Origin of the sequence: Rhizobacter sp., assembly GCA_019635355.1 — a bacterium.
Taxonomy (GTDB): Bacteria; Pseudomonadota; Gammaproteobacteria; order Burkholderiales; family Burkholderiaceae_C; genus Rhizobacter.
This window is the reverse complement of sequence record JAHBZQ010000001.1, coordinates 1,996,205-2,021,111: the sequence shown is the minus strand read 5'-3', so window position 1 is coordinate 2,021,111 and position 24,907 is coordinate 1,996,205. Positions and strand designations below refer to the sequence as shown.

Genomic DNA, 24,907 nt, shown 5'->3' with positions numbered 1-24,907 from the left:
CGACAGACCCAGCGCCGCGATGTTGATCGCCGCGGCATGCGCCCTCTTTTGCCTGGCGACCATCTTCAACCCGGCCGCCGCCGCCGAAGACAGCATCGCCACCGACCGGCCCGACTTCGTGGAGTCGAGCGACGTGGTCGGGAAGGGCCGCGTGCAGATCGAGACCGGCTTCGCCTCCGAGCGCAACCGCGCCGATGGCGTGCGCTCGCGCATGGCCGTGACGCCCACGCTGCTGCGCCTGGGCTTCAACGACACGCTGGAGTTCCGCGTCGAAAGCGATGGCATCACGCGCAGCAGCAGCACCGATGCGAGCGGCACGCAGCGCGAGCGCGGCACGTCCGACGCCGCGCTCGGCCTCAAGTGGCACATGCAGGATGGCGACGACGCCAGCGGCAAGCCAGGCGTCGCCTGGCTGCTGCATGTGGACCTCGACAGCGGCTCCGGCGCCTACCGCGGCCAGGGCTTGCGCCCTTCGCTGCGCGGCGTGGCCGAATGGGAGCTGCCGCACGGTCTTTCGTTCGGCGTGATGCCGGGTGTCGCAGTCGACAAGAACGACACCGGCAAGCGTTACGCCGCCGGCATCCTCGCCGTGACCTTGGGCAAGGAATGGTCGCCCACCTGGAAGACCTTCATCGAACTCGCGGGCCAGCAGCTCGCTTCGAAGAAGAACGGCGGCTCCGTCGTCACCTTCGATGCCGGCGTGACGCACCTCGTGACCGACGCGCTGCAGCTCGACTTCAGCATCGCCCGCGGCCTGACCGCCGACTCGCCCGACTTCCAGTGGGGCGTGGGCATCTCCATCCGATTCTGAAGGGCCGGGCCATGAACTTCTTCCATCTCGACATCCGCCGCAAGCTGCTGGCGATGGGCCTGCTCGGCCTGGCCTTCGTGCTGACCGTGGGCGCGACCGGCTTCGTCTCCACCGCACGGCTGGCCGCGTCGTCCGACCACCTCACCAACGTGGGATCGGCGCTGCGCTACCAGTTGCAGGCCGACATGGCGCACGACGCCCTGCGCGCCGACGTGCTGGCCGCGCTGCTGGCCGGCGAGAAGAAAGACGCCGAGGCGCAGAAGGCGGTGAAGGACGACCTCGCCGAACACGCGGGCCAGTTCCGCGAATCGCTCAAGACGCTGGAGACCCTGGCGCTCGACGCCGAGGCCCGCGCGGCCGTCGACAAGGTGCGCCCGGCGCTCATCGCGTATGTCGACAGCGCGACGGCGGTGGTGAACCTCGCCTTCACCGACCGTGCCGCCGCCGAGGCGCGCATGGGCGACTTCATGAAGTCATTCAAGAGCCTCGAAGACGAGATGGAGGCCGTGAGCGACAAGATCGAAGCCCAGGCCAAGCGCATGCAAGCCGAGAGCAACGCCACCTCGCGCGTGGCGCGCGCCACCATCGCGGTGGCGGTGCTGCTCTCGATGGCCGCGCTGGTGGTGGTGGGCTGGTGGGTGGCGCGCAGCATCGTCGCGCCGATCCGCCGCGCCGTGCAGATCGCCGAGACGGTGGCGGCCGGTGACCTCAACTCGCACATCGAGGCGGGCGGCCGCGACGAGACCGGCCAACTGCTCAACGCGCTGAAGCGCATGAACGACAGCCTGGTGAAGATCGTGGGCACCGTGCGCCAGAGCAGCGACAGCATCGCCACCGGCTCGTCGGAGATTTCCACCGGCAGCCTGAACCTGAGCCAGCGCACCGAAGAGCAGGCGAGCAACCTGCAGCAGACGGCCGCGTCGATGGAGCAGATCACCGCCACCGTGCGCCACAACGCCGACACCGCCCGCCAGGCGGCCGAGCTGGCCGAAGCGACTTCGCAGACGGCGGGGCAGGGTGGTGCCGCCGTCGACCAGGTGGTGAGCACGATGGCCGAAATCAGTGCGGCCAGCGAGAAGATCAACGAGATCACCGGCGTGATCGATGGCATTGCGTTCCAGACCAACATCCTCGCGCTCAACGCGGCGGTGGAGGCGGCGCGTGCTGGCGAGCAGGGGCGAGGGTTTGCGGTGGTGGCCGGCGAGGTGCGCACGCTCGCGCAGCGCTCGGCGGTGGCCGCCAAGGAGATCAAGTCGCTGATCCAGGCGAGCGTGGAGAAGGTGGAGGCGGGGTCACGTCAGGCCGGGGCGGCTGGCGAGACGATGGGGGCGATCGTGTCGCAGGTGCGGCATGTGTCGCAGCTCATCTCGGAGATCAGCTCGGCGACGCTTCAGCAGACCACCGGTATTGGACAGGTGAGCGATGCGGTGGCGCAGTTGGATCAGGTGACGCAGCAGAATGCGGCGTTGGTGGAGGAGTCTGCTGCTGCTGCGGAGAGTCTCAAGGTGCAGGCGCGGCAGTTGGTGGATGTGGTGGCGGTGTTTCGGGTTACTGCGTAGGCGGCTTGCCGGGATTTCGCCCCGGCGGGCGACCTACTTTCTTTTGCTTCGCCAAAAGAAAGTAGGCAAAGAAAAGGCGACCCCGTTCGCCGGTCCGCCTAGGGCGGACTGCTCTGCGCTGCTCGGTCTTTGTGGGTCGGGTCGAACTCACTACGCGGCCTTCGGCCGCTGCGTTCAGACAGGCGCCCCGAAGTCAGAGGACGAAGCGCGCTGACGCGCGCCCCACAAAGCCCTGCGCTGCTCGACGGCTCTCAAGGGCCCCGGGATACCCTCGCCAGCTTCGCTGGCCTCGTACTCTCGGCTCGCTTCGCCTCGTGCTGGGTTGGGTTTGTGCCCCACCCCCACCCCCCCACCGTTCGGGCTGAGCCTGTCGAAGCCAGCGTGTGGCACAGGCCCTTCGACAAGCTCAGGGCGAACGGTGATATGAGGGCGAACAGGGGGAGGGGAGGTGAGGCGATGCGAAGCGAGCCGTATCGCACCGCTTCCCGTGGGTGGCGTCGAGGAGCGCAGGGCTTGAGGGGCGCGCGCGTCAGCGCGCATCGTGAACTGACTTCGCGCCGCCTGTTTGAACGTAGCGCCGGCACGGCGCGAAGTGAGTTCGGCGCGGCCCCTCGAGACCGAGCACCGCAGAGCAGTCCGGCCTCCGGCCGGACCGCCACCGTCGGGTCGCCTTTCTTTGATTACTTTCTTTGGCGAAGCAAAGAAAGTAATTCGGCCGCCGGGCCGAGACCCGGCAAACAGCCACGCAGTGCAAAAGCCAGTGTCAGGCCCCCGCCAACTTCTTGAACGTGGCGAGCACCGCATCCCCCTTGAACGGCTTCACGATCCACCCCTTGATCCCCGCCGCCTTCCCCCGCTCCTTCATGATCGGCGAGTTCTCGGTGGTGAGCATGATGATGTTCACCGCAGCATTGTTCAGCTCGCCGCGGATCTTCTCGGCCATCGTGAGCCCGTCCATGTTGGGCATGTTCACGTCGCTCACCACGAGCTTGATGCCGGGGTCGCTCTTGAGCTTGGTCAGGCCGTCGCGGCCGTCGACCGCGGTTTCCACCGCGAGGCCGGCCTTCTTGAGGAAGTCGCTCACTTCCACGCGCACGGTGCTGGAATCGTCCACAACCAGGATCTGGGCCATTTGATTTACCTCTGTCAGTCGGAGAAAAGAAGAAAGATCAGAAAAGCTCGAGTTCGCCGGAGGCAAACATCGAGTCCACCGAAGGAATGTTTTCCTTGAACTTGTCGGGCGACCACGACAGGTTGAACGCGAACCACTGGTACACGGTGATCGGGTTCACCTCGGGGTCGCGGCGGTCGTGCAGGCGGTACTTCACGCACAGCAAGGGGTCGTCGGAGCCGAACGAGATGTAGCGGTGCCGGTGGTTCACGATGATGGGCACCTGCGTCAGCGAGCGGCTGTGGTCGGGCTCGTCGCTGATGAAGCGGTTCTTGAAGGCGCCCCACACCATGTTGGTGGCTTCGCCGAGCAGGCTGTTGATCTCGCGGAAGCTCGAGACCTCGTTGTGCGCCGTGCCGAAGGTCTCGCAGCGCACGAAGTCCATCAGCTCCTGCTCTTCGGTCTGCAGCATCATGTAGCCGCGGCACCAGTTGCTCTCGAGCGGGATCATGCTGAAGAGCTCGCCGAAGATGATGCGGTCCTTCACCAGGCAAGGCGCGTCGTGCTCGACGAGCACGTCCTTGAACTGCACTTCGATGGCCGTCTTGCTCACCTCGGTGATGCCGCGCACCAGCGCGCCGGGGTAGACGCGGTTGAAGAGCGACGACGCCACCGCCTCGCGCAGCACCTCGAGGTGGCGCATGGTGTAGGCCGCGCGGAAGTGCCGGCGGTCGGCCTCGGGCAGGTCGTCGAGCGTGGGCTCGGTGTCGCGGCGCAGGAAGATCGGCAGGTCGGGGCGCACCTGGTGGATCTCGCGGGCCATCGCGATGCCGCCACCGGGGCCGCGGGTGTGCTCCCACAGCAGGATGGCGCCGAGGTCGACGTTGGTGCGCAGCACCGACATGGCATTGCCCGCCGCCACTTTCACGGCCACGAGATCGTTCGCCTCGCAGAAGGCCTTGGTGACGGCGTGCTGGGCCGGGTCGCTGTCGAGCACGAGCACCTTGGAGACCAAGGACGACCCGGCGGCGACGACGGCGGCCGGTGTGGCAGGGTGATTCATGTCTAGAACATCTCCAGTTCGCCCGCTGTGTCGGTTTCCTCTTCCGCACGCGGTTCAAAGGGGAAGTCGAAGTCGACATCGGCGCACAGTGCGAGCGTGAAGTACATCACCACGCCGGGTGACAGCTCGCAGCGGAAGCGCCGGTGGTAACTCGGCTTCACGGCAGCGACATGCTCCACCGAGTTGCGCTTGAGCACACACGGGGTTGACATGCCGATGTGGGGAAAGAAAGGCACCAGGTCGCGGTTCAGCGCGCCGCAGAAGAGGTTGCCCCGCTCGTTCATCGTGTCGAGAAAGCGCTCGCCCTGCATCTCGTCGACGGGCGTGCCCGCGAGGCCCGCCACGTAGGCGCGGGTGGCGAGGTCGTGGTCGAACTGGAGGAGCAGCACCACGCGAAAGAGGTACGACGAGACGGAGAACATCACCACGTCGGGCGCCTTGGGGATGGCGCTGTCGTCGTCGGGCAGCACCTCGCAGGGGGTGCCGGCGGGGATGAGCGAGTTCTTCGTGGCCTGGGCAACGAAGTAGTCGAGGCCGCTGCGCGCCCGGTCGCTGACCGCCGCGACTTTCACGCGGCCTCCGCCATCACGGCCTGGCGCGTTTTTCCATTCAGGAGGCGCAGCTCGTTCAGGGCGCCCATGATCATCTTGCCGCCGGCCTGCAGGTCCTGGAAGGTGGCGCCGGTGATGAGGTCGTTCTTGTAGAGGTTGGAGCGGTAGTCTTTCGACAGCTTGTCGGCGCGGGTGGCGAGGTCGCGCACCTCGGCGGCGACGACGGCGAAACCGCGGCCCTGGTCGCCGGCACGGGCGGCCTCGATCGAGGCGTTGAGCGCGACGATGATCACCTGGTTCACGATCTGCGCGAATTCGTCGTTCTTCGAGTGCATCTCGCGGTTGTGCTGCAGCAGCTGGTTGAGCTCGTCGTTCCAGCGCTCGAAGGTTTCGATCAGGCCCAGCAGCTTGTCGATGGTGCCGCCCAGGCGGTCGGCGCCTTCGAGGGCATGGTTCTTCAGCGACTCGGCGCCGCTGCTCACGGTCTTGAGCAGCATCTGGTGGGTGCGGTGCTGTTCGTGGTGCTGGGCTTCGAGGGCGGCGCGTTCGGCGGCAGCCGAGCGGGCCTGCTCTTCGAGCTGGCGCTGCAGCTCGGCGACGGTGGCGGCACTGGCCTGCTCGACCGCCTGCACGGCGGTGGTACGGGCCAGTTCCACGGCTTCGGCGGTGCGCTTTCGGCCCCACCAGAAGGTGGCGCCGGCGCCGGCGATGAGGCCGAGGGCAAGGAGGGCGAGCGAGACAACGGTCATGACAGGCTCTATCGGCTGTTGGTTACGAATCTGAAGCGTGCGCTTGGCTGGGCCTTCAGCCGGGTGTGCTGTTCTTGGCGGCCTGCAGGCGGGCGCGCAGGGCGTCGAACGACATCGCGGCGTGCGCGGAGGCGGCGAACTTGTCGGGCAGGCTGATCACCGTCTCGAAGGCGCGGAAGTCGGCGCTCTCCTTGTCGTCGAGGAAGCGGATGGCGATCTCGCCGCCTTCCTTCTCCAGGAAGGCGCGCACCGCGTCCATGCCCACGCCACGGCCCGAGACCTCCGTGACCTTCTCTGCCGTCGAGAAGCCCGAGCGGAAGATGAGCTGCGCGATCTCTTCGGCACTGCTCTTGGCACCGCGGGTCAGCAGGTTCTGCGCCATCGCCTGCTGGCGGATCTTGCCGATGGCCAGGCCCCGGCCGTCGTCGCGCAGGTGGATGTGCAGCTTGCCGTCGTCCACGCCCAGGCGCAGGCGAATGTGGCCGGCCGCCGGTTTTCCCGCGGCCACACGGTCGGCGGCGGGCTCGAGCCCGTGGTCGACCGAGTTGCGCAGCAGGTGGGTGAAGAGGTTCTTGAGCAGCGCGCTCGCCTGCGTGCGGATGGCGATGCCGTGGTCGTCGATCGAGACCTCGGGCACTTCCTTGCCCAGCTCGCGGGCCAGCGAGGGCAGCGATTCGAGCGTGCCCGAGAGCACCTCGCCGAGCGGCTGGGTGCCGAGCATGTGCAGGCGTGCGCCCACCGCGTCGAGCGCGCTCGTCACCGAGGTGAGGCTCGTGCGGTCGGCGCCCATCAGTTGCTGCAGCACCTGCTGCACCAGCTCGCGCTCGACCATCAGGAATTTCTCGACCGAGGCCCTGCGGCCCGGGCCCTTGCGGCCGAGCACGGTGTCGTTCACATGCGCGTATTGCTCGATCAGCTCGCTCACCTGGGCCAGCTCGGCCAGCAGCACCGGCTGCTCCCAGACCGCCTCCGCATCCTTGCGCAGGTCGTCGTAGTGCTGCTCCGTCACGTGAACCTGATTGGTCAGCCCAAGGAACCCGTAGGTCCGCGCATTGCCCTTGATGGTGTGCATGTTGCGGAACAGCAGGTTGATCGCGTCGAGGTTCTTCTCGGCCGTCTTCTCGATCAGCGCCTTGTTCTCGGCGATGAAGCCGCGCGCGCTGTCGATGAACTCGTGGAACTTCTCCTGGCTCACCGCCAGGATCTCGCCGATCACCTGCAGCTCGCGCTTGCGGGCGTTGGCCTCGGCTTCCAGGCGCTTGAGCTCGGTCACGTCGCGCACGCAGAGCATGAGCTTGTCGACCGTGCCTTCGTCGTTGGCGATCGGCGACCAGCTCAGCGCCAGCGACTTCACCGTGCCGTCGGCCAGGGTCTTGTCGAACTCGGTCACCAAGAGGTGCGAGTTGAACTCGTAGTTCATCTCGTCTTCGCCGATCACCGAGGCGATCGCCGCATCCACCTGCGACAGCAGGTCGGCGCCGAGGCTCGTGTTCGTGAAGATCAGGTCCATCACCGAGACCCCGGCGATGTCCTTCGTTTCGAGGATCGTTTCCAGGTAGGCGGAGTACTCGGGGTGGATCGCACCACCGGCCACCACCGTCAGCACACCTTGCGGCATGTTCTGCAGCATGGCGTTGATGTCGTTGGTCTTCTGGCGCAGCTGCGCGGTGCGCTCGGCCACGCGCTTCTCAAGCGACGCGTAGAGCAATGCGTTGTCCAAAGACACCGACAGCTGGCCGGCGATCATGGCCACCGAGTCGAGCCGCTCGGCGCTGAAGGCCTTGCGGCGCTGCTCGTTCTCGAGCATCAGCATCGCGTTGAGCGCGCCCTGCTTGAGGATGGGCACCATCATCAGCGAGCACTGCGCGAACTTCTGCGCGTAGGGGTCGGCGGCGAAGCGGTCGTCGCTCGTCACGTCGTCGACCACCAGCACCTGGTTCAGGCGCTCGGCGTAGCGGAAGACCGAGAGCGGAATGGTCGCCTCGGCGCCGGCCTGGTCGACGGTGAGCGCGCCGCTGTCGCGGGCCAGCGTGTCGGCCAGCACCCAGGCGCCGCTGCCGTCGTCGGCCTTGATGACGAGCCGCACGCCGGTCGCGCCGGTGATGGCCGAGAGCACCTTGCCGACCGCTGTGGTGAGCTTGGCAAGGCTGGTTTCCGAGCTGAGCGCCTGCGAGGCGCGCAGCACCGCGATCATGTCGACGGCTTCGGTGTCGACCACCGTACTGTGCGGCGCGGCGCCGTCGGCATTGCGCTTTTGCAGCGCAGCGCGCAGGAAGGGGTGGGTGCGGCGCAGTTCCTTTACCTTCGCCACGGCGCCCCAGGCCTCATACGTTTCGCAGGCGTGCAGCATCAGCGGCAGGGCGCGCTGCTCCATGCCTTCGCTCAGGTGGAAGAGGGCGGCGCGCTCGTGGACCATGGCGCGGTGCCACGGTCGGCTGTGCTGCGTCGACTCGGCGGTGGCCGCTTCGAAGGCGATGCCGGCGGCCCACACCGAGTCGGCCATCCACGCACGCTCTGCTTCGAGCCAGCGTTGCAGGTGCAGGAAGTTTTCAGGCGCATCGGCCGCGCGCGCGCTCAGCCACTTCAGCAGCCCGTCGAACTCTTCCAGGAGTTTGGTGCGGCCTTCGGCACCGGCCGGCAGGGCGCGGGCCTGGTCGCACAGCGACACGCCGCGCAGCACACGCGCGGCCACCGAGATGTAGTAGCCCGGCATGCGCGGCAGCAGCGCCATCGCCTTGGCGCTGTGCTCGGCCAGCAGCGCACCCTGGCCGAAGAGCGCCGCGCCGATGGAGCGGGTGGCGTGGTACACGGCGGCGATGGCGCCGGTCGGGTCGATGGACTTCTCATGCTCGGTCTCGTCGAAGCCGTCGCCGTTCAGGCTGCCCGGGGCCGAGGTCTGCCCGCGCAGGCTCTTCACCAGTTGCAGGCGCGGGGTGTAGCGCTGCGAGAACTCCTTGTTCTTCGAGCGGCCGGCGAAGGCCATGCCTTCCTCGATCTCGGCGGCCACCGGGTCCAGCGTGGGCGCGCAGTCGAAGAGCATGTCGGCGGCGAGGTAGGTGTTGGTGACGAAGGATTCGTCGCCGATGGCGAAGAGGTCGCGGCGGGCGCGGCGCATGGTGGTGTCGACGGCCGTGTCGATGGGCTCGACCCAGTGCGCGACCGACATGCCGAACACCACGCGCACGAAGGAGGTGGCCGGCTCGTAGCCACGGGCTTCGCCCACCGCCAGCGCGTGGCGGCACACCTGGTAGGCGCCCTGGTAGTCCTGCGCCATGCTGAGCAGCACCATGCTCGTGCCGCCGAGCGACGACAGGATGCGCGGCGACGGGCCGTACTCGGCCCACACGCGGTGGCCTTGGAGCGAGATCCACGCCCACACCGCGAGGTCGGCCGCGTAGGCGGTGTTCGAGGTCTCGGGGATCATCTTCGTCCACGCCACGACGCGCGGGTCGCTGATCTCGGGCGCCTCGAAGTCCTTCTGCTTGTCGTCGCTGCGGTACCACATCGTCAGGCGCTTGATGCCTTCGCCGATGTCGGGGCGCACGTCGTCGGGCTTGGGCAGGCCGAGCTTGGCGAGCAGGTTGAGGCCAAGCGCCAGCCCGTTCTTGTTCTGCAGCCGGTTCATCTGGCCGTAGATCTGGATGCGGGTCGATTCGAGCAGCTCCACCGGGTCAGGGGCGGTGGCGATCAGCTCTTCGTAGACGGCGTCGGCGCCTTCCAGTCGGCCCTGCTCGAAGAGGGCGCGGTGGTGCTCGCGCTTGAGGTGGAACATCAGGCCCGCGTCAGTGGCGGTGGCGAACGGGGTGAGCGCGGCGATGGCGGCGGCGAGGTAACGCTCGGCCATCGGGCTCTTGTCGCTGCGCACACGCTCGGCGGCGTGCTCGAAGAGCCGGGCGACGTCGCGCGCCTCGACTTCACTGGCGTAGCGGGTTGTGCCGGCCGCGAGGTACTGCGCGGCCACGGTCGCATCAAGCGTGGGGCGGGCGTCGAGGTGCGCGGCCAGGCGGCGCGCCACGGTGAGGTGCAGCGACTGCAGCGCCTCGGCGGGCAGGCCGGCGAGCAGCGCGGCCTGCACCGCCTCGCTCGCCAGGCACAGCTTGGGCGGCTCGACGCCGTTGCCGAGCAACACGCCGTCGTCGAGCGCGGCGACCACCCGGGCCGCGAAGGCGGGCGGTGGCACGTCGGCCGCCCGGCCGAGCACGTCGCCGCTGCTCTCGGTGCCGAGGCACGCGAGCGTGCGCAGGAGCGCCAGCGTGTCGGCAGGCAGGGCATGCAGACGGCGCTTGAGTTCGGCGGCGCTCGCACCGCCCACGTGGCGGCGCAGGGCCTTCGCATCCCAGCGCCAGGAGCCGCGGGCCTGCTGCAGCAGGCCGTCGTGGCGCAGCGCGTTGAGCACGGCGAGCGTGTCGCCGGGGTTGTTGAGCGTGCGCTCGCCGATCACCGCGGCGAGGCGGGCGGCCTCGTCTTTCGGCAGGCGCAGCACCGCGCCCACGAACTCGGCGGCGGCCGTCTTGTTGAGGCCGTCGAGCTGCAGGCGCTCGGGCGAGCTGCGCAGCTTGCCGAAGCGCTGCAGCAGGCCATGCAGGGCATGGGCGTCGTCGAGCTCGGCTTCGTTGAACGCGCACACCACCATCAGGCCGGCGACGGGCTGCTGCGCCGAGACCACGGCATCGAGGATGCGGCCCGAGCCGCGCGGCGACCACTGCACGTCGTCGTACACCAGCACCAGCGGGCGCTCAGGCGCGGCCACGGCGCGCAGCAGGGCGAGGGCGGCGGCAATGCCGCGCGCTTCGGCGTCGGCCTCGTCGGCGATCTCGAGCGCCGGGTGTTCGCCCAGCAGCATCTGGAACTCGGGCAACTGCGTGAGCGCCACGCCGAGGTTGGCGCCGAGGGCCTCGAGGATGCGTGCCTTGTGCTGCGCCAGGCGCTCGGCCGGCTCGGCGAGCAGCTGGCGGCCGAGGGCCTGGAAGCCGTCGAACATGGCGCCGGGCGCGTCGCGGCGTGATGCATCGGAGGCGGTGAAGACCACCCAGCCGTGCGCGGCCGCCGCCAGCGGGCGCAGCTCGGCGAGCAGGGCCGTCTTGCCGCTGCCGGCCGGGCCGGAGACCATCACGCAGGCGCTGCCGCCACGGCCCACGCGGGCCACCGCGTTGCGCAGCGACTCGACCTGTGAATCGCGGCCGAGCAGCTTGGCCGGGGCCTTCAGGCGGGTGCCGAAGTCGAACTGGCCGAGGGTGAACGACTCAGACGGCGCTTCGACGATGCGCTCCAGGTCCTGCAGCAGGCCCTCGGCGCTCTGGTAGCGGCGGTCGGGTTCCTTTTCCAGCAGGCGCATCACGAGATCCGACACGATCTGCGGCACGGCCGGGTTCACCACGGCCGGCGCGTCGGGCACCACCACCAGGTGGGCATGCACCAGCTCCAGCAGGTCGGTGCTCTCGAAGGGCTTGCGACCGGCGAGCAGCTCGTAGAGCGTGATGCCGAGGGAGTAGAGGTCGGAGCGCTGGTCGGGCCGGTTGGCGGTGCGGCCGGTCTGCTCGGGCGACATATAGGAGAGCGTGCCGGCGATGCCGCCTTCGGTGTCGTCGGCGTCCTGCTCCTGGCCGATGTCACCGGCGATGTTGAAGTCGATCAGCGTGGGCGCGAGGGTCTGCGGGTGGATCAGCAGGTTGGCCGGGCCGATGTCGCGGTGGATCACGCCGGCCTTGTGCACCTCGGCCAGCGTGCGCGCCACGGCCGCGGCGTAGGCCAGCACCTGCGGCACGGCCAGGGTGTGCTCGCGCAGGTGGTCGGCCAGCGAGACGCCGCCGCTGTCTTCCATCACCAGCGTGTGTGCCTCGGCGCTCGGCGCGGCGATCTTCACCACCCCGGCCACGTGGGCCAATCGCTTGAGGATGCCGATCTCGTGCGCGAGCCGCTTGATGGCCTGGGTGCCGATCGCCTGCTTGACGACCACCAACTGGCCGTTGACGGTGCGGCGCGTGACCCGCGCGTGGGCGTTGCTGTAGAGGACCTGCTCGGGGTGCGTCATGTCGTGTCCTGTGGGGCGTGAGATTTGTCGCACGCAGCGCGGGAAGCGCGAGCGCACGGGCGTTCAGCCTCAGGAGCTATCGACGGATGTGACGGTTTGTTAAGTCAGGGATGCACCCGAGCCCCGCTGGAAACAGGGCTCGATCTGAGCAGTAGTGGGCAGGGCGGTGGTACTTCCGGCCACGGAAGGCTCGTTCACACCTTCTCAGCGTTGGTACACGCGCACGTAGTCGACTTCCATGCGCACGGGGAAGGCCGCATCGTCGGGCGTGCCGCCCAAGATGCCGCCGACCGCGACGTTGAGCAGCAGGTGCTGCGGGTGGTCGAAGGGCCAGCTGCCGTAGCCCGCCCCGGCGGGCTTGGCGTAGGTGAAGTAGGCGACGTCGTCGACGCCCCAGGTGATGGCCTCGGGTGTCCAGCGCACCTGGTAGCGGTGGAAGCTGTTGCAGGTGTCGGTGACGTGGGTGTGCGAGCCGCGGCCTTGCGGGCCGTTGTAGTCGCGCATGTGGGCGGTGCCGAGGATGCGCCCGGGCTGCCAGCCGGTCTGCTCCATGATGTCGATCTCGCCGTCGTCGGGCCAGGTGCCGCGATCGCCGAGCATCCAGATTGCCGGCCACGCCCCCATCGCACACGGCAGCTTGGCGCGCACCTCGAAGAAGCCGTAGGTCCACGAGGCGAGGCCGCGGGTCAAGAGCCGCGCGGAGGTGTAGTTCTGGCCGCCGAAGTCGGGCGCCGAGGCGAGCCGTTCGCGCCGTGCGGTGATGAAGAGCGAGCCGCCCTCCACCCGGGCGTTTTCCGCGCGCGCGGCCGCGTAGTACTGCAGCTCGTTGTTGTACCAGCCGTCGCGGTTGCGATGTGTGTCGTAGCCCCACTTGGTCGGGTCGGGCAGGCCGGGGGTGTCGAACTCGTCGCTCCACACGAGGCGGTAGCCCTCGGGCAGGCCCCCTGCGACTGGCGCGGGGGCGGGCGCGGCGGAGACCGAGCCCGACCCACCGCCGCAACCCGCCGCCGCGACGGCCGACAACCAGATGCCCGAGGCGAGCGCTGCTTTCATCTTGATCCTTTGCACGGTGCGATGTGGCTCAGTCGCTGACGCGCACCCAGTCGTAGTAGGCCGCGCCGCCGCCACCGTAGTAGGTGCCGACGAAGTTGACCGCACCGGCCGAGTTGTTGCCGACCCAGTGGTTCATCATGAGCCGCATCGGGGTGCTGATGCTCGTGTTGACGCGGCGGAACTCGCGCTCGGTGCCGTTGGCCTCGACGTGGAACCAGCGCACGTAGGTCGGGCGCCATTCGAAGCCGATGGTGCGCCAGCCAGTGGCCACCGAGAACTGCTGGTAGTTCTGCCGCCCGCCCGTCCACACGTTGGTGTGCAGCGTGCGGCCGCCGTGGATGAACTCGATGTCGACCTCGAAGTGGCTCGAGGTGCCGGCCGTGCCCGCATAGAGGAAGAACGAGGTGTTCGACCCGGCAATCGTGCTGGGCTGCAAGCGTGTCACGAACTTGCCGTAGCGGAACGACTGCCAGGTGCGCACCTCGGCGCATTTCACGTTGGAGCGGTTGCTGCTGTTGACGTTGGCCACGAGCGAGCCCCCGCTGCGCCACACCTCGCTGTAGGCGAAGGTGCAGCCGAAGATGTCGCCGTTGGCCCAGCTCGCGGTTTCCCACGCGCCACCGGCGCCGCCGCTGCCGTCGAAGCCCTCGAAGAAGTTGGCGGCAAAGGCCGGGGCGGTGGTGCTGGCTGCAACGACGAGCGCCACGGTGCGCAAAAGTTTGTTCATGGGTTTGTCTCCTGTCTGGGATGGAAGCCGGGGCTGTGTCGCTCCGTGCTGAGGTGCCCGCGTGGGCTCAGGGCTCGAGCGAGATCGAGCCGACGGCGAGGTCGTGGGCGCCGGCGATGGACGCCGCATTGACCACGTCGACCGCCAGCAGGCCCGCCTTCACCGTGTTGAGCGCGGTGCCGCTGCTGCAATGGCCGGGCAGCGGGAAGCGGGTGCTGTTGAGGTCGATCACCAGCTCGCTCAGCGTGGAGCTCACCACCGCTTCAGCGGTGGCGGTGCAGCCATCGGGCGAGACGGGCGTGGGCTGCAGCTTGATGAGCAGCAGCGCGTCGGTGCTGCTTCTCAGCTGGGTGCGCATGCGGCTGTAGCCGCTCGCATTGAACGCGGTGTTGTTGGGCGCGTAGAGGCGCAGGGCTGCGCCGGCATAGGCCTGGGCCGAGGCGAGCGTGGCGCCGAAGCTCACCGCGCTCGCAGCAAAGGCCGGCGTGCCGGCGGTCTGGGCCGCGCCGTTCTCGGCGTATTGGTAGGTTTCGATGCCGCCGGCCTGCGCGGTGGTGGTGGTGTCGGTGGGGGTGGCGAAGGCGGTGGCGGGCGTGGGCGCCGGGGCGGGGCCGGGGGCCGGTGCCGGAGTGGGCGCCGAAGCCGGTGCGTCGTCGTCGCCGCCGCCGCAGGCGGCCATCAGCGCGGCGCTGAAGAGCAAGGCCACTGCGCGCGATGCCCTGCGTGTCGAGATCATGTCCACGGTCGTCTCCTGTTGTTCGTGACGTGTCCATGGTGGGCTTCGACCGGCGATGCCGCCGGTGGCGGCTTGCGGCGGGGCTGACGGATCTTGCGATTCCGTCGCGCCCGACTCAGTAGCACATCATCAAGTCGTAGCGTGTGTTGCGCTCGCAGATGACCTGCCGCACGGCGCGTGGGGCGGGTGCTTCGGCCGGCGGTCGGCGGCGCACGGCTTCAGTGGCGCGGGCTGCTGCCGGCGACGAGGCCGGGCGCGCGGCCGAGGCGGGCGCCGGGGCAGGCGATGGGGCCGCCGCCACGACGGGCGCCGGGCCAGGCTCGGGCGCGGCCAGGAACTCCATGCGCCCGACCTGGAAGCGCACGGGCTCGTTCGACGGCTCGTTGGCCGTCACCTCCACCCGCGCCACGGCGGGGAGCGTCTGGCCGATGCTCGCGCCACGCTCGCCGCAGAAGGACTCAGGGCCGAAGGCCGAGAGCGGGATCACGTAGTCGGTGAGCTGCGGGCCCACGCGCTGCATCATCACCGGGTAGCAGCCGGCGTTCTGGACCTTGAGGTCGGTGCCCTTGAGGCGAATGCGCAGCACGCGCGGCGTGGCCGAGGCGAGGCGGATGCGCAGGTGCTCGTAGGCCGACAGGTCGACCGGCACGCCGCGCGCATCGCCGCCCACCTCGATGCCGAGCGTGGCCCACTGGCTTGCGTTGGCGGTGGAGAGGCGGCCTTCGACCTGCACCACCGCGTCGGTGACGCGCACCGCGGCGATCGACGCATCGCCGCTGCGCTCCGACATCGCCAGCTGCTGCACCGGCGCCCCCAGGTGGCTCTGCAGCGGCTCTTTGAAGTCGGCCCACAGCAGGGGCCCGTCGGTCGCGGCGTGGACGGTGTGCGCGAACGCGAGCGCACCGGCCCACAGCGTGACGGCAGCGAGGCCTCTCATGGTCAGAGCGGGCGCGGCTGCACCGGCATGCACAGCTCGCAGCGCACGAGCGGGATGCCGGGCACACCGGCGCGCGGCTCGTAGCGCTCGAAGAAGTGGCCTTCGCCCATGGTGAAGGGCGAGTGCGGCAGCCATTCGTCGAGCAGGCTGTGCCAGCCGAGGGTGATGTCGGAGGCGGGCCCGTCGAAGGGGAGCGTGGCGATCCACCGCTCGCCGACGCGGTGGCGCGGCAGGCGCACGCCCGGGTCGCGCCAGTCCGCAGGCAGCTCGACGCAGGCGTCCATGCGGCAGTTGTCCGGGCCGGCGATGGCGGGGTCGTCGAGGCCGATGAAGGCGAGCGGCTGGTCGCCCAGGCCCAGGCTGTGCACGACCGGAAGGAAGCGCTCCCAGAGCTCGTAGGCGGCGCGCCGGTAGTCGCCGCGTGCGCGCATGAAGAGGTACTCGGCGGGCTCTTGCCGGCGCACCTCGACCGCCGGTGGCGGCGCGGTGCCGCGATCGTGGACCGGCGTGTGCCAGTTGACCCAGCCGCCGCTGCGCCACACGCTGGGCGTCATGCCGAAGTGCTCGCGGAAGGCGCGTGCGAAGGCCTCGGGCGAGGCGAAGCCGCAGTTGAGCGCGATGAAGGTGATCTTCTCGTCGGGGCAGTGGCGCAGGCGGCCGGCGGCGCTCTCGAGCCGGCGGCGGCGCACGAAGGCCTTGAGCGTCTCGCCCGTCCACGAGAGGAAGAGGCGGTGGAAGTGGAAAGGGGAGATGGCCGCCAGCCGCGCGAGCGTCTCCAGTCGCAGGTCGTCGGCGAGGTGGCTGTCGACGTGGTCGAGCACGGCTTCGATGCGGTGCACGTGGTGGCCGGGCACCGGGGGCAGCGGCGCACAGGCGTTCGATGGCCGCGGGGCAAGTGGAAGTGGGGCTGATGCGAAAGCGGTCATCGTCATTCCTCCTGGGGCGAGAGCGGTTCGGTGGTGGGCTCTACGCCACCCTCCGTTCGCACTGAGCCTGTCGAAGTGCAGCGCAGGGCTTCGACAGGCTCAGCCCGAACGGAGGGGGTGGCGTGCTGGGCATGGTTTGCAACCACGTAGACCGGCTTCAGCGTGCGTTGACCACCCGCCCTTGCGGATCGAACACATGGCATTGGTCGGCGTCGGCCTGCAGCCAGACGGCATCGCCCGGCGACAGCGCCGCATGCGAGGCCGGCAGCTTGACGGTGGCGATGTCTTCGCGGCCGGCCAGCCGCGCGTAGGCGATGTCGCAGTCGCCCAGGTGCTCGACCTGGTCGACGGTGGCGCGCAGGCCGGCGTCGCGCGGGGCGAGGCGGAAGTGCTCCGGCCGCACGCCCAGCGTCACCTCGCGCGGGTTGCCGGTGAGCGAGGTGCCGGGCAGGTGCAGCGCGCCGGCGTCGCCGAGCGACAGGTGCACGCCGTCGTTCATCGCCGTGGCGGTGGCGGTGAGCAGGCTCATGCGCGGCGAGCCCAGGAAGCCCGCCACGAACTGCGTGGCCGGGTCTCGGTAGAGGTCCATCGGCCGGCCGACCTGCTCGATGCGCCCGCCGTTGAAGACGGCGATGCGGGTGCCCAGCGTCATCGCCTCGACCTGGTCGTGCGTCACGTAGACCATGGTCGTGCCCAGCTCGCGGTGCAAGCGCGCGAGCTCCATGCGCATCTGCACGCGCAGCGCGGCGTCGAGGTTCGACAGCGGCTCGTCGAAGAGGAACACCTTCGGATGGCGCACGATGGCGCGGCCGATCGCCACACGCTGGCGCTGGCCGCCCGAGAGTTCTTTCGGCTTGCGCTGCAGCAGCGGCACGATCTGCAGGATCTCGGCGGCGCGCTGCACCGCCTGTGCGCGCTCGGCCTTGGCCATCTGGGTGAACTTGAGCGCGAAGCCGATGTTCTCGGCCACCGTCATGTGCGGATAGAGCGCGTAGTTCTGGAACACCATCGCCACGCCGCGGTGCACGGGCGAGAGGTCCTGCGCTTCCTGGTCGCCCACGAGGATGCGGCCGGCGTCGATCTCTTCCAGCCCGGCGATGCAGCGCAAGAGGGTGGTCTTGCCGCAGCCCGAGGGGCCGACGAAGACCATGAATTCGCCGGAAGCGATCTCGAGGTCGATGCCGTGGAGGACGCGCGGGCCCGAGGCGTACTGCTTCTCGATGCCGATGAGGCTCATGGAGGTCATGGTGACGACTTCTTTTCTGTGGAGGTCAGCCCTTGACGGCGCCTGCGGTCAGGCCTTCGATCAAACGGCGGGAGTAGAGGATGAAGAGCACGAGCAGCGGCAGCACGGTGACCGCCGAGCCGGCGCTGATGGCGCCCCAGGGCGTCTGCCCGGTGCCCTGCAGCGAGCGCAGCACGAGCGGCGCGGTGAACATCTCCATGTCGCTCATCACCAGCAGCGCACCGACGAAGTTGTTGTACGAGCCGATGAAGGTCACGAGGCCCAGCGTGCCCATGGCCGGGCCGATGAGCGGCAGCACCACGCGCCAGTAGATGCCGAACTCGCCGCAGCCGTCCATGCGGGCGGCCTCCACCAGCTCGCGGGGCACGGCCGAGCCGATGTATTGGCGCATGAGGAAGATGCCGAAGGCCGAGCAGGCGCCGGGGATGATGAGCGCGCGCGTGCTGTTGAGCCAGCCCAGCTCCTTCATCATCAGCACGTAGGGGATCATGCCCACGAAGGCCGGCAGCAGCATGGTGGCCATCAGCGCGGCGAAGAGCTTGTCGCGCCCCGGGAACTCGTACATCGAGAAGCCGTAGCCGCCGAGCGAGCACAGGAAGAGGTTGAGCACGGTGGAGGCGCTCGCGATCCAAAGCGACAACCCCACGCTGCGCCAGAACATCGGGCGCTGTGCGACGAGCTCGTTCAGGTTGTCGAAGAGCGCATCGCCGAACCAGATGGGCGGCGGCACCGAGAGGATGTCGGTGTTGGTGTGCGTCGCGAAGACGAACATGAAGTAGAACGGCGCGAGCATGATCAGCGCGCCGACGAGCACCAGTGCATGCGGCAGCCACTGCGAAGGGTTGAGGCGCCCCGGCTTGCGGCGCTGCCGCGGAGCCGGTGCGGCGCTGGCCGCGGGGAGGGAAGAGGCGAGGGTGGACATCTTCAGTCCTTGCGTACGAGGTAGCGGTTGTTGAGCCAGGTGAGCGCGGCGATCACCATGAACATGAGCCAGGCCACCGCCGAGGCGGTGCCGAAGTCGCCATCGGTGAGGCCGACCTTGTACATCTGCATCGCGACCGTCTCGGCCACCTGGCCGACACCGCCGCTGCCACCGGTGAGCACGAAGGGCTCTTCGAAGAGCTGCAGGTTGCCAATGATGGTGAGCGTCACGGCGAAGAGCATCATGGGCCGCAGGAGCGGCAGCGTGATGTAGCGGAACTGCTGCCAGGTGCCCGCGCCGTCGACCGTCGCGGCTTCATAAAGATCCTTCGGGATGGTCTGCAGTGCCGACAGGTACAGCACCGTGTTCCAGCCCACGAAGCGCCACCACACGATGAAGGCGACGATGGGTCGGGTGTACTCGGGCCGGCCCCAGTCGATGTTCTGGGTGGGGAAGAGCCAGGCGAGCGGGTGCACGCCCATCACCTGCCACTGGCCGAGGCCGGTGAGCACCTGGTTGATGACGCCGAAGTCGCGCGAGAAGAGCGACGAGAAGACGAGCGTGATCGCCACCGTGTTGGTGATGTACGGCAGGAAGTACATCGAGATCACCGGGTTGCGCACCCGGCGGAACTGCGTGTGGATGAAGTACGCGAGCGGGATCGCCACCAGGTGCTGCGGCAGGCCCGCGGCGATGCCGAGCCAGAAGGTGTTGGCCATGGCGCGCCAGAAGTCGCGCGCATAGAGCTCGGCCCAGAAGCTCGTGCTGAAGACGCTGCCCCAGGGCAGGCCGTCGAGCTGCAGCACGAAGAGGTAGTTGCCCCATCCTTCCCACTTCATGCCACCCAGGCCCGCCGCGATCTCCCAACGGAAGAACGAGGCGTAGGCCGAGAACAGCAGCGGGAAGAGCCCGAAGCACAGGAACAGGATGAAGAACGGCGCGACGAAGACGTAGGGCATCCAGTGCCACGGCTTCAGGCGCCGCCTGCGGCGAGGCGCCGGCGGTGGCGCGACGACGGGGAGTACGGCGGACATGGGGAAGAGGCGTGGCCTGCTGAGTGGAAGAAGCCTCGCCACCTCAGCGGCGGATGCGGCGCTCGATGGCCTTGCGGGCGTCGGCCAGGGCGAGCTTCACGTCCTTGCCCTGTTCGAGCACCTTGTCGAACTCGGCGGTGATCACCTCGGCCGCCACCGGGTCGAGGCGGTCCACGTCGACCGCGGGGATCTTCTGGGCAGTGGCCTTCCACTGCTGGCGAGCGCGGGTGTTGCCGAGGAATTCGACCGGCTGGTCGACGAAGGGATCGTTGGTGGCTTCGATGAGCGCGGGGAAGGCGTCGAGCTCACGGAACGCGGCGATCTGCACCTCACGGTTGGTCGTCATGAACTTCACGAACTCCCAGGCGAGGGCCTTGTTCTTCGCGCCCTTGGGGATGGCGTAGTACGAGCCGCCCCACGAGGCGTTCACGCCGCCGGGGAGGCTGGCCGAGCGCCAGTTGCCGCGCGTGTCGGGCGCAATCCAGTTCTTCAGGTGGCCGGCGAGCCAGGCGCCCATCATCTCGGTGGCCACGGTGCCGCGGCGGAAGCCTTCGCTCCACTCGTTGCTCCAGGCGCCGACCTTGGCGTCGATGCCGGCGGCGCGGGCGCGCTTGGCGGTCTCGAAGGCCGTCACGAAGCGCGGCGACTCGACCAGCACCGCGCCCTTGTCGTCGAAGTAGATGCCTTCGCCGTCCTTCAGGCCCGAGCGCAGGATGATGTCCTTGATGGCCGCGGCGTGCGGGATCAGGTAGGTGCTGCTCTTGGCCTTGAGCTTCTGGCCGGCGTCGATGAACGAGTCCCACGACTTGGTGAGGTCGGCTTCGGTGATGCCGGCCTTGTCCATGATGTCCTTGCGATAGAAGAGGGCGCCCGGGCCGATGTCGGCCGGGATGGCCGCACGCAAGCCGCTGCGGCTCGTGCCCTGTGCGGCGGCGAACTTGAAGAAGCGGTCGGTGAGGGGGTTGGCGTTGTAGGGCGGCTTGGCCAGGTCTTCCAGGCCGCCGCCTTCGGCGAACTTGGCCACGAAGCCGATTTCCAGGCCCATCACGTCGGGCAGGTTGGCGCCGGTGGCGAGCGCGGTGGTCATCGCGTTGTGGTGGTCGCCGTAGCCGAGCGAGATGAGCTTCACCTCCACGTCGGGCCGCGCCTTCTTGAAGAGCGGAATGGCGGCCTGCACCGAACGGTCGAGGTCCTTGAACGACGAGACGGTGAGCACCGTCTGTGCATGCAAGGCCAGCGAGGCGAGGCCCAGGGTGGCCGCGAGGCCGAGTCGGGTGGCGAGTTTCATGTCTTCTCCGTGTCGTTGGCGAGACGCGCTGCCGGTTCATGCAAGCGCTTGCACGGCAGTGTAGAAGTCGGCTTCGAGGCGTGTCACTGCGGACGAACCCCGTGCGAAACCGCAAGATTTGGCAGGCGGGGGCGGCTTGCGGCGGGTAGGCGCCCCACCTCCGTTCGCGCTGAGCCTGTCGAAGGGTCAGCCCGAACGGAGCGTGGTCACGAGGCCCGTCGCGCCGTGGCCTTCTTGCGCGCTGCAGCAGGTGCTGCCTTGCCCTGCTTCATCGGCAGCGCGCGTGTGGACTCACGCACCACCAGCTCGAGCCGGGCCATCGGGCCGCGCGGAGGCTTGCGCCCGTCGATGAGGGCGACCACCGCGTTGGCCGCTTCGCGCCCCAGCTCGCGCAGCGGTTGCTTCACCGACGTGAGCGGCGGCACGCAATAGGCCGAGTGGGCGACGTCGTCGAAGCCGACCACCGACACGTCGTCGGGCACGCGCAGCTGGCGGCGGTGCAGCGCGAGCATCGCGCCGTAGGCCGAGTCATCGTTGGCGCAGAAGACGGCTGAGAAGGGCAGGCCGCGGTCGAGCAGCAGCGTCATTGCGCTCAGGCCGCCGGCCTCGACGTAGTTGCCAGGTGCCACGAGCCGCGGGTCGAACCCGATGCCGGCCGACTGCAGGGCGGCGCGGTAGGCGAGAAAGCGCTGGTCGGCGTCGTCGCGGCCCGATGGGCCGCCGATGTAGGCGATGCGGCGGTGGCCGAGCTCCAACAGGTGCTGCATGGCCTGCTGCGCGCCCAGGCCGTGGTCGAAGGCGAGCGAATGCACGAAGCGCGAATTCACCTGGCGGCCCACCACCACCATGGGCACGCTCTGCGCGTGGCGGTCGAGCGTGGCGTCGTCAATGCCGGGGTGGATGAGGATCAGCCCGTCCACGCGCCGCCCCTCCATCGACGCGAGGCGCTTGGCCTCGTCGTCACGCTCCCAGTGGGTGCTGGCGAAGATGGCGTCGTACTCGTGGCCGATCAGGCCGTCTTCCACGCCGCGCATGGCTTCGTTGAAGAAGGAGCTCACGATCTCCTGCGTGAGTACGCCGACCGTGAGCGTGCGGCCACGTGCCAGCCCGCGCGCCACCAGGTTGGGCCGGTAGTTCAGCCGCTGGATGCTCTGCTCGATGGCCGCAGCCTTCTCGCCGGCCACGAAGTGGGTGCCATTCAGGTGGCGCGACACGGTGCTGGTGGAGACACCCGCCAGGCGTGCCACTTCTTCAAGCGTGATCTTGGAGGCCATCGGTTGCGAGGTTTCAGTGAAGTTTCATGATAGCGCTTGCTTATGGGCCGATGGCCGGGTGTCTCGTCATGGGCACATCTCGCTTCCCCTGACACGCTTCGCAAGAACGGCACGGCGCTGTCATTGCAAGCGCTTGCACGGCTCGCTATCGTCACGGGCATGCAACCCGACCACTTCCGATTTCCACCCGGCTTCCTCTGGGGCGCTGCCACCTCGGCCTACCAGATCGAAGGCAGCGCCGATGCCGACGGCCGCACGCCCAGCATCTGGGACACCTTCGCCAAGACTGCCGGCCGCGTCGCCAACGGCGACACCGGCGATCGCGCCTGCGACTCCTACCGCCGTGTCGAGGAAGACGTGGCGCTGCTGCGCCAGCTCGGCGTGCAGGCGTACCGCTTCTCGATCTCGTGGTCGCGTGTGATGCCCGCGGGCCGCGGCCCGCTCAACCCCGCTGGCGTCGACTACTACCGGCGCCTGGTGCGCTTGCTGCGCGAGGCCGGCATCCAGCCGATGGCCACGCTCTACCACTGGGACCTGCCACAGGCCCTGCAGGACGAAGGCGGCTGGATGTCGCGCCGCTGCGCCACCGACTTCGCGCTCTACGCGCGCGCGATGTTCGAGGCGCTGGGCGACGAGGTGCCGGTCTGGTTCACCATCAACGAGCCGTGGTGTGCGTCGTTCCTTTCTTACGCCTATGGGGTGCACGCACCGGGCGAGCGCGACCTCGGGCGTGCCGTGACGGTGGCCCACCACCTGCTGCTCGCGCACGGGCTCGCGGTGAAGGAGTTCCGGCGCGGCGAGTTTGCCGGCCGCATCGGCCTCGCGCCCAACGTCGAGTGGCACGAGCCTTACACCCAGCACCCGGCCGATGTGGCGGCGTGCGAGCGGGGCCTGGCCTGGTTCAACCGCTGGTTCCTCGACCCGCTGTACCGCGGGCGTTACCCGGCCGAGATGCTCGCGGGCTACGCCGCGCTGGGCATTCACCCGCCGGTGGAAGACGGCGACATGGCCACCATCGCCCAGCCCACCGACCTGCTCGGCATCAACTACTACTCGGGCTGCTACACGCGCGAGGCGCCACCCGGCGAGCCGCCGCACGACGAGGTGGCGCGCCAGATCCACCAGCTGCGCCGGCTGGAGTCGGTCGACGTGCCCGGCTTCAAGAAGACCGACATCGACTGGAACATCTTCGCCGACGGCCTCTACAAGGTGCTCTCGTGGATCCGCGATGAATACGGCAACCCGCCCATCGTCATCACCGAGAACGGCGCCTGCGACAACACCGGCCCCGACGACCAGGGCGTGATCGACGATGCGACACGCATCGAATACTTCCGCCGCCACGTGATCGCGCTCGACCGCGCGGTGCGCGCCGGCAGCGACCTGCGCGGCTACATGGCCTGGTCGTTGATGGACAACTTCGAGTGGGCCTACGGTTACGGCATGCGCTTCGGCCTCGTGCACGTCGACTTCGACACCCTGGCGCGCACGCCGAAGGAGAGTTTCCATTGGTACCGCCGGCTGATCCAGGAAGGCGGGTGCGTGGCATGAAGGCACAGACCATGATGAAGAGCGTGTGGGTGTGGACCGTGGCGGTCGCGTTGCTGGGTGGATGTGCGGCGCCCACGCCGCAGGCGGCGAAGGTCGACGCACGCGTGACCGTGAACCCCGACCAGGCGGGCCTCGCCGTCAACCCGGCCGTGACCCGCGGCTACAACTTCGGCAACTGGATGTCGATGGTCGACCACGGCGAAGCGCTGGCGCTCACGCCGGCCGCGTCGTTGCGCTTTCCCGGCGGCAACATCGGCGACGAGCAGGACATGGACGCCGGCACGCTGGACGCGTTCCGCTCGCTGCTCACGCTGGTGAAGGGCTCGCCCGAACTCGTGATCCAGACGCGTGTGTTCGCCGGCCGTGTGGACCGCGTGCCGGCCACCCGCCCCGAAGACGCCGCCTCGGCGGTGCGCATGGCGCGCGAGCGTGGGCTCAAGGTGCGGCACTGGGAGATCGGCAACGAGCCCGATCTCTACGCCGTGACGCGCGGCGACAAGAGCTGGACGCCCGATCGCTACTGCGAGGTCTTCCGCGCGCAGGCCCAGGCGGTGAAGGCGGTCGACCCGCAGATCAAGGTGGTGGGGCCGGCCGTCTCGGGCATCCACGCGGCGCCGATGCGCTTCCTCGAGCGCTTCGTCGAGCTGTGCGGCGACGTGGTCGACGTGGTGTCGTATCACATCTACCCGACCGAAGGCGACGGCAGCGAAGAGGCGGCGCTCGCGAGCGTGGCGCAGGTCGATGCGACCCTCCGCTCGGTGCGCGCCACCCTGCGCGACCCGCGCCACAACCCGCTCGGCCACACCCGCGAGCTGCCCATCGCGGTGACCGAATACGGCCTGTCGTGGAAGACCGACCGGCCGCGTTTCCTGGCCGACATGCCCGCGGGCCTGTGGGCCGCCGAGACGGCGCTGCGACTGGCCCGCCAGGGTGTGGACATGGCGCACTACTTCGCCTACCAGGGCACCGGCTTCCACGGCCTGCTTGACAACGCCGGCGTGCCGCGCCCCACCTACTACGCCTTCCGCCTGCTCAATGGCCTGGAGGGGCGCTTCGTGCAGGCCGATTCGAGCGATGCGCGGCTCTGGTCGCACGCCGTGCGCGACGGCAACACGATGCAGGTGCTGCTGCTCAACACCCAGACCGCGCCGCTGCGCGTGGCGCTCGACGTCGCCGGCTGGCAGGTGCAGCAGGCGAAGTACTTCGATGCCGGCATCGTGGAAAACGAGGCCGACTTCGGCACCTTGCCCACCGGCCGTGAACTCACCCTGCCGGCGCGTTCGATGGCGGTGGTGAAGTTGCAGCGTGCGCCTTGATCACTGCGCACTAGATACATAC

General features: G+C 69.0%; 19 protein-coding genes. 4 read left to right on the top strand and 15 right to left on the bottom strand.

Going from position 1 to position 24,907, the window contains the following annotated elements:
* The first annotated feature begins 19 nt into the window (after positions 1 to 19).
* A complete protein-coding gene (locus KF892_08970) occupies positions 20 to 811 on the top strand; it encodes a transporter (protein ID MBX3625129.1) in 792 nt (263 codons plus the stop codon).
* A gap of 11 nt (positions 812 to 822) precedes the next feature.
* Positions 823 to 2,370, top strand: coding sequence for a HAMP domain-containing protein (locus KF892_08965; GenBank protein MBX3625128.1), 1,548 nt, complete (start codon positions 823 to 825; stop codon positions 2,368 to 2,370).
* A 763-nt stretch (positions 2,371 to 3,133) separates the two neighbouring features.
* On the opposite strand, the gene KF892_08960 is transcribed toward KF892_08965, so the two are convergent.
* The 15 genes from KF892_08960 to KF892_08890 all read right to left on the bottom strand — a co-directional run bounded on the left by KF892_08960 (position 3,134) and on the right by KF892_08890 (position 22,018).
* Entirely contained in the window at positions 3,134 to 3,502 is a 369-nt protein-coding gene (locus tag KF892_08960) for a response regulator (protein MBX3625127.1), read from the bottom strand.
* A gap of 37 nt (positions 3,503 to 3,539) precedes the next feature.
* Positions 3,540 to 4,544 carry a chemotaxis protein CheX gene (locus KF892_08955; protein ID MBX3625126.1) on the bottom strand — a complete coding sequence of 335 codons (1,005 nt, stop codon included), beginning with the start codon at positions 4,542 to 4,544 and terminating at the stop codon, positions 3,540 to 3,542.
* A 2-nt stretch (positions 4,545 to 4,546) separates the two neighbouring features.
* On the bottom strand, positions 4,547 to 5,116 hold the full coding sequence (locus KF892_08950; GenBank protein ID MBX3625125.1) for a hypothetical protein: 570 nt from the start codon (positions 5,114 to 5,116) through the stop codon (positions 4,547 to 4,549).
* On the bottom strand, positions 5,113 to 5,844 hold the full coding sequence (locus KF892_08945) for a chemotaxis protein (GenBank protein ID MBX3625124.1): 732 nt from the start codon (positions 5,842 to 5,844) through the stop codon (positions 5,113 to 5,115). Before KF892_08945 ends, KF892_08950 begins: the two co-directional genes overlap by 4 nt.
* A 55-nt stretch (positions 5,845 to 5,899) precedes the next feature.
* Positions 5,900 to 11,875, bottom strand: coding sequence for an AAA family ATPase (locus KF892_08940; GenBank protein ID MBX3625123.1), 5,976 nt, complete (start codon positions 11,873 to 11,875; stop codon positions 5,900 to 5,902).
* Positions 11,876 to 12,079: 204 nt separating this feature from the next.
* Entirely contained in the window at positions 12,080 to 12,928 is an 849-nt protein-coding gene (locus KF892_08935; GenBank protein MBX3625122.1) for a glycoside hydrolase family 16 protein, read from the bottom strand.
* A gap of 28 nt (positions 12,929 to 12,956) precedes the next feature.
* Positions 12,957 to 13,655, bottom strand: coding sequence for a family 16 glycosylhydrolase (locus KF892_08930; protein MBX3625121.1), 699 nt, complete (start codon positions 13,653 to 13,655; stop codon positions 12,957 to 12,959).
* A gap of 67 nt (positions 13,656 to 13,722) precedes the next feature.
* Positions 13,723 to 14,397 (bottom strand): hypothetical protein, encoded by a 675-nt coding sequence (locus KF892_08925; GenBank protein ID MBX3625120.1) that lies wholly within the window; start codon positions 14,395 to 14,397, stop codon positions 13,723 to 13,725.
* A 109-nt stretch (positions 14,398 to 14,506) separates the two neighbouring features.
* On the bottom strand, positions 14,507 to 15,328 hold the full coding sequence (locus KF892_08920; GenBank protein ID MBX3625119.1) for a hypothetical protein: 822 nt from the start codon (positions 15,326 to 15,328) through the stop codon (positions 14,507 to 14,509).
* Between the two features lie 2 nt (positions 15,329 to 15,330).
* On the bottom strand, positions 15,331 to 16,254 hold the full coding sequence (locus tag KF892_08915; GenBank protein MBX3625118.1) for a helix-turn-helix domain-containing protein: 924 nt from the start codon (positions 16,252 to 16,254) through the stop codon (positions 15,331 to 15,333).
* Between the two features lie 157 nt (positions 16,255 to 16,411).
* A complete protein-coding gene (gene ugpC, locus KF892_08910) occupies positions 16,412 to 17,500 on the bottom strand; it encodes a sn-glycerol-3-phosphate ABC transporter ATP-binding protein UgpC (GenBank protein MBX3625117.1) in 1,089 nt (362 codons plus the stop codon).
* A gap of 25 nt (positions 17,501 to 17,525) precedes the next feature.
* On the bottom strand, positions 17,526 to 18,422 hold the full coding sequence (locus tag KF892_08905; GenBank protein MBX3625116.1) for a carbohydrate ABC transporter permease: 897 nt from the start codon (positions 18,420 to 18,422) through the stop codon (positions 17,526 to 17,528).
* Between the two features lie 2 nt (positions 18,423 to 18,424).
* Complete coding sequence (locus tag KF892_08900) at positions 18,425 to 19,456, bottom strand: sugar ABC transporter permease (protein ID MBX3625115.1); 1,032 nt, start codon at positions 19,454 to 19,456, stop codon at positions 18,425 to 18,427.
* Positions 19,457 to 19,499: 43 nt separating this feature from the next.
* On the bottom strand, positions 19,500 to 20,744 hold the full coding sequence (locus tag KF892_08895) for an extracellular solute-binding protein (GenBank protein ID MBX3625114.1): 1,245 nt from the start codon (positions 20,742 to 20,744) through the stop codon (positions 19,500 to 19,502).
* A gap of 206 nt (positions 20,745 to 20,950) precedes the next feature.
* The gene (locus KF892_08890; protein MBX3625113.1) at positions 20,951 to 22,018 is read right to left on the bottom strand and encodes a LacI family DNA-binding transcriptional regulator; all 1,068 of its coding nucleotides are present in this window, start codon (positions 22,016 to 22,018) and stop codon (positions 20,951 to 20,953) included.
* A 159-nt stretch (positions 22,019 to 22,177) separates the two neighbouring features.
* Between KF892_08890 and KF892_08885 the strand changes: the two genes are divergently transcribed.
* On the top strand, positions 22,178 to 23,569 hold the full coding sequence (locus KF892_08885) for a beta-glucosidase (protein MBX3625112.1): 1,392 nt from the start codon (positions 22,178 to 22,180) through the stop codon (positions 23,567 to 23,569).
* Positions 23,566 to 24,885: a hypothetical protein gene (locus tag KF892_08880; GenBank protein MBX3625111.1), complete on the top strand. Its 1,320-nt coding sequence runs from the start codon at positions 23,566 to 23,568 to the stop codon at positions 24,883 to 24,885. Before KF892_08885 ends, KF892_08880 begins: the two co-directional genes overlap by 4 nt.
* Positions 24,886 to 24,907: the final 22 nt, after the last annotated feature.